This is a genomic window from Sphingomonas kyungheensis (assembly GCF_037120395.1).
GTDB lineage: Bacteria > Pseudomonadota > Alphaproteobacteria > Sphingomonadales > Sphingomonadaceae > Sphingomonas > Sphingomonas kyungheensis.
On record NZ_JBBBDM010000018.1, the window covers coordinates 15,090 to 28,094 of the forward strand.

General features: G+C 62.0%; 7 protein-coding genes. 3 read left to right on the forward strand and 4 right to left on the reverse strand.

The window, feature by feature from the left end; translation table 11 throughout:
- Positions 1–363 precede the first annotated feature (363 nt).
- Positions 364–1,596 (forward strand): glycoside hydrolase family 27 protein, encoded by a 1,233-nt coding sequence (locus tag V8201_RS18080; RefSeq protein ID WP_336546159.1) that lies wholly within the window; start codon positions 364–366, stop codon positions 1,594–1,596.
- Between the two features lie 249 nt (positions 1,597–1,845).
- Here the strand turns inward: V8201_RS18080 and V8201_RS18085 are convergent, their stop codons facing one another.
- On the reverse strand, positions 1,846–2,601 hold the full coding sequence (locus V8201_RS18085; protein ID WP_336546160.1) for a hypothetical protein: 756 nt from the start codon (positions 2,599–2,601) through the stop codon (positions 1,846–1,848).
- Between the two features lie 54 nt (positions 2,602–2,655).
- Here V8201_RS18085 and V8201_RS18090 point away from each other — a divergent pair, with 54 nt between their 5' ends.
- Positions 2,656–2,967, forward strand: coding sequence for a hypothetical protein (locus tag V8201_RS18090; RefSeq protein WP_336546161.1), 312 nt, complete (start codon positions 2,656–2,658; stop codon positions 2,965–2,967).
- A gap of 1,314 nt (positions 2,968–4,281) precedes the next feature.
- Here the strand turns inward: V8201_RS18090 and V8201_RS18095 are convergent.
- The 3 genes from V8201_RS18095 to V8201_RS18105 all read right to left on the reverse strand — a co-directional run bounded on the left by V8201_RS18095 (position 4,282) and on the right by V8201_RS18105 (position 11,682).
- Positions 4,282–6,189 (reverse strand): NPCBM/NEW2 domain-containing protein, encoded by a 1,908-nt coding sequence (locus V8201_RS18095; RefSeq protein WP_336546162.1) that lies wholly within the window; start codon positions 6,187–6,189, stop codon positions 4,282–4,284.
- Between the two features lie 107 nt (positions 6,190–6,296).
- Positions 6,297–9,659, reverse strand: a complete 3,363-nt coding sequence (locus tag V8201_RS18100) for a TonB-dependent receptor (RefSeq protein WP_336546163.1) — start codon at positions 9,657–9,659, stop codon at positions 6,297–6,299.
- A gap of 505 nt (positions 9,660–10,164) precedes the next feature.
- Entirely contained in the window at positions 10,165–11,682 is a 1,518-nt protein-coding gene (locus tag V8201_RS18105; protein WP_336546164.1) for a DUF4832 domain-containing protein, read from the reverse strand.
- Positions 11,683–12,212: 530 nt separating this feature from the next.
- Here V8201_RS18105 and V8201_RS18110 point away from each other — a divergent pair.
- On the forward strand, positions 12,213–12,866 hold the full coding sequence (locus tag V8201_RS18110; protein WP_336546165.1) for a FadR/GntR family transcriptional regulator: 654 nt from the start codon (positions 12,213–12,215) through the stop codon (positions 12,864–12,866).
- Positions 12,867–13,005: the final 139 nt, after the last annotated feature.

Sequence of the window (13,005 nt, forward strand, 5' to 3'; positions counted from 1 at the left end):
CGGCGAATAAGCGGCATAGCCGTCTCCCGTTGGTAAGCGGGAGCGTTGACGGTCTCTCAGTCGTCGCGGTGCCCAGGGCGGAAGCGACGATGACCTTCATTACCACGTTGGCGCTTTACCCCCTAACGATCTCTGGCCGGTAAACGAGGAGCCGGCGTGCAGTACAGTCGCCCGCGACAAGACCCACGACCGGCCGTTCTCGGTGACGCCGAGCCCTCCCAACTTCGGCCATTCGTTCACTTCGGTGTCGCAGCCCCTTCTGCCCCTTCCGGCCTTCCGATAGCAGCCGCCTGCAAAGTTGAGGCTGGAATCGCGTGCGAAGGTGCTGCACGTGCAGTCCATAGGAAACGAAAGAGGTTCGGCGTGCTGAACAAGGTGTTGCTCCGCGTCATTACTGCGGTTCTGCTGCTTCACACGGCCACTCCGCTTCGGGCACAAGAGGTGCTCGATCCCGACCCGAATACGCTGGCACCGTCCAAGGACCCGAGGCGTACTGCGAACGGCCTGGCGCAGCAGCCGCCGATGGGCTGGAACAGCTGGAACAAGTTCGCCTGCAAGGTGGACGAGACCACTATCCGTGCGGCCGCTGACGCGATCGCCACTAACGGGATGAAGGGCGCCGGGTATAACTATGTCGTTATCGATGATTGCTGGCACGGCGCCCGCGACGCGAACGGATTCATCACCGCGGACAAGACGCGCTTCCCCAGCGGGATGAAGGCGCTGTCGGACTATATCCACGCCAAGGGGCTCAAGTTCGGCATCTACTCAGACGCCGGCACGAAGACGTGCGGGGGGCGTCCGGGTAGCCAGGGACACGAATATCAAGATGCCCTGCAATATGCACGCTGGGGCGTGGACTACCTCAAGTATGACTGGTGCTCGACAGGCGTTCGCAACGCCGAAGAAGCCTATGCGCTCATGTCGGACGCGCTCCGTGCGTCGGGTCGCGATATCCTGTTTTCGATGTGCGAATGGGGGAATTCGAGGCCGTGGCTTTGGGCGTCCAAGATCGGCAACATGTGGCGCACGACCGGCGACATCACCGATAAATGGACTGGCCGTTATGGCTATAGCTGGGGTGTGGCGTCGATCGCCGACATGAACGAGCCGCTATGGCCCTACGCCGGACCGGGTCATTGGAACGATCCCGATATGCTGGAGGTAGGGAACGGCGGCATGACCGACACCGAATATCGTTCGCATTTCTCGCTCTGGGCGATCATGGCCGCGCCGCTGATCGCCGGCAACGATATCGTCGGCATGACCAATGCGACCCGCGCGATCCTTCTCAACACGGACGTCATTGCCGTCGATCAGGATCGGCTTGGCATACAAGGCCACCGGGTGTGGAAAGACGGTGACCGCGAAATTTGGTCCAAACCTCTGTCAGACGGGGGGCGTGCCCTGCTGCTGTTCAATCGCGGCGATACCCCCGCGGCGATCGCCGCCGACTGGACAATGCTCGGCTTGCCACGACAAGTACGGATGGAGGTGCGCGACCTCTGGGCGCACAAGAGCCTCGGCAAACGCTCTGGCCGCTTCGAGGCGTCGGTCGCACCTCATGGTGTCGTCATGGTGCGATTGAAGCAATAATTCCGAAAAGAATGCCTGCGGATACGATCTCGGCCCGGTGTTGGGGCGGATTTTTCCGTTCGGTATGTGTAGCGCGACGACCCACATGCGGACGCTCACAGCCGCTTTATCGCTTCCCGAAAGCGGACGTCCATTCAGGTGGCGCGGCAGGGCAGCAAATGGGCCGATTGCGGACCGGCAGCCTTTTACATGGGCAGCGGAAGCTGCTGTTTTGCGGGTGTCACAAACGCTCGGTTGTGACACTCGGCCTCAGCCCACAACCTCGATTTCATCTTCTGCGAACCAACCCTGCTGCAGCAGCGCGTCGCGCGATGCTGTGGGGTTCTCCGCGTAATAGACGACTGCCAAGCTCCGCTCGGCGCGGCTGCACGTCACATAGAAAAGTCGCCGTGTACGATCGATTGTCGTCTCCTTGCCTGCCGCCTCGTTGTCGAGATCGGTCTTGCTCTTACCCTTGGCACCGAACAGCTTGTCATAGTTGAACAAGAATCCGCGAGCCTCCTCGTCGCTGATGACGACCATTACTCGTGGAAACTCCAAGCCCTTCACGCCCTGATGGGTGTCGAACTGCGAAACGCCGCGGACATAGCGGTCATATTTGTCGACCTGATCGAACGGCGCCTCAAGCGCCTGCCGCCAGGCGGCGGTCTCGCTCTTGTTGTCGACTTCTTCTTCGTTCTCGTCCGCGTCGTCCTCGTCTGCCGGATCGGGGTCGGCGGTGGCGAAGGGTAGCAGCACGTCCGGCACGGCGAACAACCGGTGCTCGGCAACATAGCGCAGCACGTCGCGCAGGCTCGCCGGGGGTTGCCCGTCGACCAGCGCCAGCAGCCCCGCACAGGCTCCTTTCGCCCGATCGAGCAGACCCTGCTGCGCCTCGCCGGCATCTCGCAGGGGGTCGCGGTCAAGCAGCGGCGAGGTCTTGCGGATGATCGCAGCCGTCGCGAACCGGTCGCCAGCTCGCAGGGCCTTGACCAACGGCAGGATCTCACGCGTGAAGATGCCCAAGCCAGCACCAGTCCCGTCGCCGAACCGCCGCTGACCGGCTTTGCCGAAGAGGCGTTGCCTATCTTCGTCCCGGCGGAACAGTGCGAAGGTGTCGAAACCGGGCCGATCGTCACCGCCGCGCCGCCCAGTCAGGACACAATGTGGGCTCGCCTGCAAAGCGTCGTGTGGCGCGTCGAGGAAGGCACGTTGCCGCCCGCCGCCCTGATCGCCATCACCGATCCTGCGCAGCCCCTAGAAGCCGCTGTCAGCGCCGCCGGAGCGTCGGGCACCGATCTTGCCACCTTCCCGCTGCTAGCCCTTCCTACCTATGCCCTAGCGCCCTTCTACCGGGCCGAGATCGGGCGTCGTCTTCCCAAGCTTCGGTGACTGCCACCACCGAAGGTTCGCCGCGCGCTGTGCCAGCGTGAGCGAATGCTAGCCCCGGCGTTTCCTTCCTCCGCGCCGGGGCTAGTTGATTGATCGCAATCGCCGCTAGCTAGGGTATCGTTGAAGCGTCGTCGGCTTCCTACATCCATAGAATGAGCCGAAATAAGGGTAGAGGGAAGAGCCGCAGCGCAGCCGAGATTTTGGCTGGAAACCCACGCTGCATTTATTGTGCGAACCCTGCGAAAACCGTCGAGCATATGCCGTCAAAGGCGCTCTTTCGAGCGAAGGATCGGCCAAGCGGACTCGAATTCCCAAGCTGCAAACAATGCAATAACGGGACTAGCGCGGCCGATAGCGCCGTCGCATTTCTCGCGCGCATCGATCTTCGGAGACGACACGGATACGTGGCAAGTTCAAGAGGCGGTTAAATACCTTGCTGCGGCTGAACAAGGCGCGCCGGGATTCTCCGCTGAACTCTTCAACGACGGAAACTCGCGTGACACGATCATGCGAACGCCCGGCGGGCTGCTAATCCCACTCGCGGAAACGCATGTCGGCGCAATCGGTAAAGCACTGCTAGACGTTTGGGCGGCTAAGCTTGGCATGTCCCTATACAATGAACATGTGGGCTCCCCCTTGCCGCTGACCGGCGGGCTCCATGCAATGTGGTTTCTCAACAATGAATTTTCGGAAGAAACAGCAGGACATTTCTTCCGAATACTGCCAGTTCATTCAACATTGAAGCAAGGACGCCGGAAGAGCGCGAGCGGCTAATTCGATTACCGCTTCAACTCCGACGACAAGAGCATCGTCGCCGCACTTACGCACTTCCACTCGAATATTCACTTCTTCACGATCGCAATGGCCGAACCTAACGTCTATGGCTTTCCAAAGGACAAGCTACCGCACGGTCGCTTTTCGCGGCCCGGCGAATTGCTAGCGATGATGCCGCCGAAAGCGCCGCCCGCGATCCTAATGAACCCGAACTGGAAACCGCTAGCGATCCCGCGCTTCAGCTTGCTTCGGCCCTGAACAGGCACGTCAATGAAGGTGGACATTATGGCGGACAGCTCGCCGTGATGGTTGCTAAACCATTGTAAAACAACGGTTTTTGGCGGAGCTGTCAGTTTTGTGCGGACGCGTCTCCGAAGGTTGGAGCTAGTCTCCTGAGGGAAAGCCTCAGCTGACAAGCGACTGCCACTCCGCTAGTGCGGCAAACCGTCGTTCTCGATAAGTTTGTTGGTCTATGAGTTGACGTTCGAGGTTGAAGTGGTTGTGAACGTTAGCGCAGACAGACCTGACCCAAGTCTGATGTCACTTTGTCATCCGAGCCATAGACCACGCCACCGAAACCGTCGAAGCTCCTCCGTCCCCTGATCGAGCTATAAGTTCGATGGTTTTGGCTTCGCCGAGATCCGCAGAGATTGGAACTGCAGCCGCACCGAAGCTAATCGGCCCGGTCTCGGCCAGCATACGTCCATCGCCGTAGACGGAGAAGCGCACGGTAGAAGATCGATTCCGGGTAGAATCGTCGATACCGACCTCAGCCTTGAAATGGGCGTAGCCCGCATCATTGCGTACTTCCATGCGACTGTTCGACAATATGCCTATGCCACGGCCATAGCCATGACCTGCGATGGTTAGAGGCGTTCCGTAGGGAGCAACATCTGGTTGAGCCCCGCCCCAGCCCGTGTACATCGGCGTTTCGCCGGACGACTTGGTGCCGGACCATGCGCTGATACCGCGATGGATCGTCGGATCGAGTTCGGCTTGACGGACACCATCCGCGGCCACGTTGATGGAACCTGTCATTTCGGAAAGGTAGAGTCCTTCGGCAAGCTCAGGCTGGCCTTCGGCCATGAAGAGCAGCGTCTCATGCGGCCGCAACATCAATCGGGTTTGACCGCTGAAAGTGACCGGCTTCGTACGATCCCAGAGGTTTACCATCGTCACCGGTCTATCCGGTGCAAGCTTGAGGTGTCCCGCGGTGAGGTCGGCGTGAACCGGCTCTGCCGTCCGGTTGAAGATCGCCACGGCCTTGCGTCCATCCGCCATGGTCTTGACGAGGATGTCCAGATCGGCGGACCTGTAGGCGGGAACGGCCTGATTGCCTGCGCGGTCCTGATTGACGGCGATCACGTCCGCGTTGCCCCAGATGTCGAGAAGCGACTGCGGGGCCTGACGCAGATCGTAGCCGATCATGAGGGGGGCGTTGACGATCGCCCATAGCGAGAAGTGGGTGCGGGCTTCGATCAGATGATGCTGATCGAAGTCGCCTGAGCCGATGAAGAGCATGTCCGGATCGTTCCAGGCTCCGGGATGGGCATAGAGCGCACGGGTCGCCGTGCTGTCGAACGACTGGAGCATGCTGGTCCAGTCCGCCGTGATATCTTCACTAGTCCGCCAGCCGTTGCCCACGTCCTTGCCCCAGGCGCGAACGTCGGCCTGCCCCCAGACGCAGATCGAGAAGTACGCGCCCGACGCATACTTGCGGATCGCTTCCGCTACCTCCTCGTAGCTCGCCCGCACGCGGCCGGCATCGGTCCGAGCGGGTTCCCCGCGCACCACGATCGGAACGGAGGGCCGGTAACCCTGCGCGGCGACGTAGGGCTTATCTGCCGAGTAGTCGGCCAGACCGCAGGCGTCGACCTTCAGGAAGTCGAATTTCCATTCCTGGAAGAACAGCCGGATGTCCTGATCGACGTGCCCGGACAGACCGACCTCGCGTTCGGCCGCGGTGCCGACGGGCAGGTTGGGGGACGAGAGGTCGTACGCCTGTGAGCAGGCATTGTGGCCGACGTCTGTATACAGGCCGGCCTTGAGCCCCATGGCATGCAGGCGGTCCGTGAGCGGCCGCAGGCTTGTCTCCGCCCCGCCGCCCCGCATCGCGCTCGGGAAGATCTGGGTCCTGACGATCAGCCGTCCGTCGGCGGCGCGACGCCGCAGCCACCAGCCGTCATCCACGTTGACGTAGACGTACCCTCGCTTCGCAAGGCCGGTGCGCACGAGCGCGACGGCGGATCCGAGGACCTTCTCCTCGTCGATCTCGGTCCGGAAGGCGTTCCAGGAACTCCAACCCATCGGGGGCTTGGCCGCTCCTCCCGCGGGTCTCGCGGTCCAGCGGCCGACGGGATCGACCCCGCCCGCGACCTGCGCGACTGCGGAGAGAGGTTGACTCAGCATCGCGAGCAGCAGCGTGCGCAGTAGAGGCTTAGCGCCCATGTGGTCTCCGATCGGCGTGTCGCCTCGGGCTTGCACGTGCTCGCGCGCCTTCGACGTGGTTGAGGATGTGCGGCGGCACGGCGATGGCGTGCCGCCGAAGGTGAAAATCAGAACGTGAGTTTGGTGCTTATCGCGAACTGGCGGTCGCTCTTGAACCACGAGCGGGGCGCCCGCACGTCGTTCTGGAAAGCATATGACGTCTTAGTGGTCGTGTTGAGCAGGTTCTGCACCTCGAAGACGATCTTGAAGTTCTTCGTCGGAGAGTAAGCGATTGAGGTGTCCGCCTGACCGCTCGCCTCGTTCCACACCGGGCCGAACGGGAAGCAGCAGTCCAGACGCGTGAGGAGAAACCGCGAGCGCCAGCTGTAGGCGAACCGCGCCTGCAGTCCGCCGAGCTCGTAGAAGAGGGCCGCGTTGATGTTGTGCTTCGAGAGCCCCTCGAGCGGAAGATTCTCGTAGAGGCCGGCGATGTCGATGGTCGGCTGGTTCCCGGTTTCGACGAGGTTGTTCGACGGTGCGTAGCCCGGCGGTCCGATCACGATCCTGCCCGTGTCGATGTATGTGTAGGACAGCTGCGAGCCGAAGCCGGCCAGAGGCCCTGGCAGGAAGTTATAGGTCTGCTGATAGGCGACCTCCACGCCCTTGACCTTGCTGTGTCCGGTGGCGTTCGCCGGGCCGGTGACCCCTACCGGCAAGGTCGCTCCGTTATTCGTCAGATCACGCGTGAAAAGCTGATTGGAGACGACGATGTTCTTCAGGTCCTTGTAGAACGCCGCGACGGTAAAGGACCCAACCGGTGCGAAATACCATTCGCCGGTCAGATCGAACTGCCATGCCTCGACCGGGCGGAGATACGGATTGAGTGAACGCGCCTCGAAGCCGCCCAGAACCGAGTTGTAGTTGACGCCCACGTAGTTGCGCAACTGATCGAAGTCCGGGCGGGAAATCGCCTTCGACGCAGCGACCCGAAAAAGCAGCTTGGAGGTCACGTCGAGGCGCGCGTTGAAGCTCGGGAGCCAATGCGAGAACGAGTTGCGCGCCGTGTTGGTGATCGAGCCGCCATTGGCGAATGCCAACGTCGCTTGCTGCTGCGCGGCGGTGACGCCGGATCGGCACAGCGCCGGTGCGGGCACCGCCGGGTCAGAGGTGGCCGCGGCGCAATAGGTAGTGAAGTTCCCGTTGTAGTTGCTAGGGATGACCTGGTTCGGCGTGGCGAAGTTAATCGAACCGGTCGACTCGTCCAGCGTGTGAACGTAGCGGAGGCCGACGTTTCCGCTGAGCTTCATGGTGTCGCCGACGGGCATGCCGAAGTTCGCCATCACGTAGGCGGCCCATGTCGCTTCGGTGTTGGGATAAACTTCGTTCGGCTGAAAGTACCCGTCGATGAGGTTCCCGCCGCGGTCCTCGATGGGGACGAACGTCCCGCCGGCGGTCTGCACCTTGCGTGCGAGATCCATCAACGCGGCGTGGTTTTTGAGGATGTCGGTGCGGATGAATGGAGCGCCGATCGGCTGCTCAACTTGGCCATGGAAGAAGTTGGGATATCCGAAGTAGCCGACGAGGCTCGGGTCGTTGGTGACGAAGTTCGGCCCGCCCGTGGCGTAGGTGTCGGACAGCTGACCCCAGTTGTTGAAGGCGTTCGTCCGCACCGTCTGTTGGCGTTCGGAATAGCGTCCGCCTACGCGGACGGTCCTCAGGAAGCTGTCCTCTGACACGTCATAGGTCAGGTCGCCACGGATCGCATATTCGTCGCCGTCGCTGATCGCCTTATTCTCGACGGCACTGCGATAGTAGATCCCCTGCCCGCCCGTTATGTAGTCCTGCCTGTTGAATCCGGGGGTCAAGAAGTTCACGGCAGGGTATTTGCCGCGAAGGTCGATTGAGACGTCGGTGAACGTATTCATGTTGATAGCGTCGTCGGAGTTTCCGACGTTTGACTTCGTATACTGGCCATCTAGGGATAGATGGAGCTTCGTGGTGGGAGACCAGTTGACCTTCAGCGAGAAGTCCTGAGTTTTAACCTCGTTGGTGGCGCTGCGGTTCGACAGCTTTGTCGTGATGCCGCCGGGCACGAATTGAGTGTAGTTGCAGCTCGCGTCGGCGAGAGGCGTGCAGCCGTAAGGGTAGTAGCCGGCGTGAACTAGGGTGCCTGCCGTGAATACCCCTCGATCGTCGTAGCTGAATTGGGCATTCGGATCGTAAGGAAAACCGAGCTGATTTAGATAGCCGGCAGGGAAGATCTTTCCTGCGTCCGAGAACCAGTTGTCGCTTTCAATAGTCCGCTCGGTCCAGCGCTCCTCGAAGTAGGATCGTATGTATTCCGCCGTCACCTGCAAGTTCCGGCTCGCGTTCTCGAACTGGAGCGATGCGTTGATGCTGCTACGTTCGCGCTTGAAGTCCTGCTCGCGGATGCCGGCGCCCAGGGGCGTGTAGACCTGTGACAGGCCGGCGGGGGTCGGGAAGCTGTCGCACACGCGGATCGCGTAGGGCTGCCCCTGATTGATGATCTTTCCGCCGACCGAACAGCTATATCCGTCGCCGGTGTCGGGCGCGTTGAAGCGCGGCTGGAAGCTGTTGAGGAACAGGGAGTCGGCGCGGCTGTACTGCTGGGAGTAGCTGCCGCCGACCAAGATGCCGATCCGACCGCCGCCCGAAAGGTTCCACTGGTTGCTGGCCAAGCCGACGAACTGCGGAGCGGAACGCTGCGCGAGGTCGCCTCCGTTGAGGCCCGCGGACAGGAACAGGACGCGCTTGTCGGAGTCGAACGGCTTTCGCGTGTTCACGGAGACCGTACCGGCGATGCCGCCTTCGATCATGTCGGCCGTCAGGTTCTTGTAGACGTTGACGGATCCGGCGAGTTCGGCGGGCACGTCGTCGAAGCCAAGGCCGCGACCCGACGAAGCGGAGAAGATGTCGCGGCCGTTGAACTCGCTGCGAACGTAGTTGAGGCCGCGGACCGTGACGCCCGACCCCTGCACTGAGAAGTGCGCGGAATCATTGGGGGCCGCGAAGCGCGTGATCGCAACGCCGGGCACCCGCTGCAGCGCTTCGTTAATGGAACGGTCGGGGAGCGAGCCGATGTCGGAAGCTGTGATGGCGTCGACGACGGTGTTCGCATCCCGCTTGATCAACTGCGCCGTCGCGAGGCTCTTCCTGATGCCCGTGACGACGATGTCGCCGCCGGTCGTGGACGAATCGTCCTCGTTCGCGCCGAGGTCGGTGTTCGCTCGGCGATCCTTTTCCTGCGACGTCACCGCAGGCGTCGTATTGGAATCGGTCCCGGTAGCCGCTTGCGTGACGACGGTGGGGGCAGAATCGGGGCGGGAGCCGTTCGATCCGGCAGGAGCCGCGTCCTGGGCGCATGCCCCTTGTGCGATGGCGATCGCGATGATGGATCCGCCTATGCGTAGAGCCAGATGAGAGGCCCCGCCGGAGCGCCGAATATTCGAGCGCGACACCAGCTTCCGCAACCTACGATCGTTTCGCATGTCGTCTCCCCTTTATGTTTCGGCTATTACCGTATTTGTCGTACATAAGTTTCACTCTGCGCTTTCGTTGTCAAACGAAATCGCACGTTGCCGGAGCGCGACGGTTCGATTGGCGTCCCGCCCGGCTGCGGTGTAATGCGCGACCGATCGCGGCAGCGGTCGACGACCGCCTGGTCGGCGGCGCCATGACGGACGGTGGAGGAGGCAGACGCCGCATGTGGGGCGCCTGATAAACCGATCCGGGCATCCGATGGACGCTATGAAGGAGCTTGATGTCGCGGAGCATGTCGCATTCGGGTCCGAGCGTCCGCATGGCATCGGATTTCTCGCCATGGCTCAGATCAGCGTTCGGGCTCAGCAGTCACGGAGGGTCGGTGGCGGTGGAAGCGACGGCGTGTCGTGGCCGTTTGCGAGACAACTGTTTGCGCCCTTGGCTGCAACCCGTTGGCCGGAGACGCGCGCGCCGTCGCGCCTCCGGCGTGAAGGATTAGCTAATGCTGATCGTCGTACCAAGGTTGAAGGCCCCAAGCGCAGTATCCCAATATTGGTTTGCGTTCGGGTCGTTCTCGTTCGCGAAGCGGATCGCATACCGGACATCGTTCGGAAGACGAGCGTCGACCAGGGCGATCAGTACGCGATACTGGCCTACTGGCAGGTTTGACGGGACGACGCCGTTGACCGTGGCGGCCGAAGGCTGGCTGCTGGGCGTCCAGCTGCGGGCGTCCGCTCCTGTCGTCGCGATGCGGACCGCGCTGTTCGTGCCGAGGTTTTGCAGGACGATCTGCACCGGGTGTTCGTTGTACAGACGTGCCCACCCGTCATTCTGAATTGAAAGGTTGACGCTGAACGCCCCGCCTCTGCTTGCAGCGCTCGGGTGGGACGCGCCTTTCAGCGCCAGGCGATAGCCCATCCGGCGGCGGACGTCCGGCATGCAACCGTTCGCCTCCCATCGGTCGTGGAATTCCGGACGCCAGTAGCTGATGTTCAGATAGGTGAAATTGTATTTGGCGCCTTCGCCGAGGATGTCCGCGCATGCGGTCCGCCGGACGTTGCTCGTGCTCCACGTCGTATCGCAGGTCTCCCCACCTACGGGGCCCACGTCGCCGAGCCTGTCCGCATAGTCACGCTGCTGGCTTCGCACGTCCGCATCGTCGCTGAAGGTGCCGATGTCGGCGACGCCGGACAGGAAGCAGTCGTTGTGGAAGCCGTAGCGGAACTTCCCCTGGATGGCCGAAGCGACCGTCGGGAGATTCGCGGCAGGCACCCAGGCCATGAGATGCCTTGGGTACCGGAACTGGACGAAGCGATCGTCCGGCAGCGCGGCGAGGAGGGCGTCCTTGACCTCCGCCCAGTTTGAAGCACCGGGGGCATTGTCGTCGAAGCCGTTCTTCGAGGTGTGCCACTCGCCCCAGACGCCGACGAAGCCGGCCTGCAGGAAGGCGATGACGTCCGCGTTGTTACGCAGCAAGGGACTGAGTTGGCCGATGTGGGACTTGATCCGAGCGAGTGGCGCGTCGCCGGCACTGAGATCGGTCTCGCTGCTCGGGTAGTTGTACACGAAGCGGACCACCAGCTTGATGCCTGCGCTGCGCGCGTAGCTGAATCCGGTGTTCAGCCTGGCGATCAGGTTGGCCGGCAAGGTGTCGACGTTCTTATAGTCCTCCAACGAGATGCGGGCATACAGGATGCGATACCCATTGTTGTATGCGTCGGTGGCATCGCTTTGGGTCCACTGATCGAGGAAGCCGGGCGAGATCCAGCGGTAGAAGCCACGCTCCGGGTTGGGGAAGTCGGAGGAACTGGGTAGAAAACTTCCGACCGTCACCGCGGAGGCGACGCCCTGAGCAGCCATGGTCCGGCTGCCGTCGGCGTCGGGTGCGGTTGCAGGCGGTGCCACGGAAACGCTGGATCGGCTGACTTCTCGGGAGCTTCCCGTGAGCGCTAAGGCTGCGCTCGCGAAGGCCACTCCACATGCGGTCGCGCCATACACGGACATCTTCTTCATGTTCTCTCTCCCAGGTCGTGGTTTGGTCTCTCGTTCGGATTCATCCTGATGAGCTCGGACGTCGTCGGGCCCACCGCCGCTTAATCGCCTTCTGCTGCCCTCTCCCACCTGCGGGCGTCGGAGGAAGAGGTTCGATCATGCTCATGAAACGTTGCACGTCGTAACGCTAAGTACTACATAGCGAAATTAAGCGAAAGAGTGTTGCGGAGTCCTCTTGCTTCGTTATCGTTTCAAGCTGGCGAACCCTCAGGCAGATCGGACATTCGCGCTTTGATGGACCATCCAGGTCGAACGGCGACCCCACCTGGGTGCACACACATGACGTCAGCCAAAGCGTATCCGGCGCCGTCACCCCTTCGACATGCGATCCGCGTCCTCAATATGGAGATGGAGAGGCCGGTGCCGATGCTGCCAGTCTGGACCGTCGTCCGCTGCGATCCAAGCTCAGACGCCTCGGTCTACCGCAGAGCCAGGACCGATCAGTGACGCAAGCTAGTGCATCCGGCGCTTCGGCGAAGCTCCATGGTCAGATGGTGGATCTTCTAGGCAGGGAGATCGCAGCGGGCGAACATGCGTCGCAGAGCGACTCCCTCAGCGACGGCGTACTCAAGGATCGCTTTGCCGTTTCCCGCTCGTCGATCCGGGAAGCTCTCGTAATCCTGACGTCAAAGGGAATGATAGAGAGGCGCAAGCATCGTGGAACCGCGGTACGGCCGATACGGCATTGGAATCTCCTCGACCCAGATGTACTCGGCTGGCTCGCCGGAGAAGAGACGGGCCTGGGCGTCGCCGAGGAGATCCTCGAGATCCGCCTTATGGTGGAACCCTTCGCTGCCCGGGCTGCAGCGTTCAAGAGCACCCGTTCGGATCTGCTTGCGATCGAACGGGCGATATACCGCCTGAAGCGGTCCGGCATCGGCGACGCCGATCGCCGGCTGGCCATCGTTGACATTCACAGGACCGTGCTGCGAGCATCGGGCAACCGGCTCATCGAACGGCTCATCGACGTCGTCAATATGCACCTCGGGAGAAGATCACCAGACCCGGCGGCCCGAACTGAGGAGCTTCGTGCCGCCTTGCAGTCGTACGACGAGTTGTTCGAGGCGATCGCTGCAGGTGATGGAGAGCGCGCATCGATCACGATGACGCAGATCGTTCGCAATGGCGGGGAGCGCCCTGCCTGAACGTAGACGCGGCCGGATCGTGGATCGCTTCCTCATCACGGCTGCCGGTGGCTGCGTTCGGCGCCGAAACCTGCGGCCCAACGTCGCGAACGCATGGGAAAGGCATCCAACACATGACCTATACGGCCTGAATGGCTGG

Bases quoted from the DNA above. Each gene is read 5' to 3' on its own strand.
- V8201_RS18105 (WP_336546164.1), bottom strand. From the start codon at position 11,682: ATGAAGAAGATGTCCGTGTATGGCGCGACCGCATGTGGAGTGGCCTTC.
- V8201_RS18110 (WP_336546165.1), top strand. From the start codon at position 12,213: ATGGTGGATCTTCTAGGCAGGGAGATCGCAGCGGGCGAACATGCGTCG.
- V8201_RS18095 (WP_336546162.1), bottom strand. From the start codon at position 6,189: ATGGGCGCTAAGCCTCTACTGCGCACGCTGCTGCTCGCGATGCTGAGT.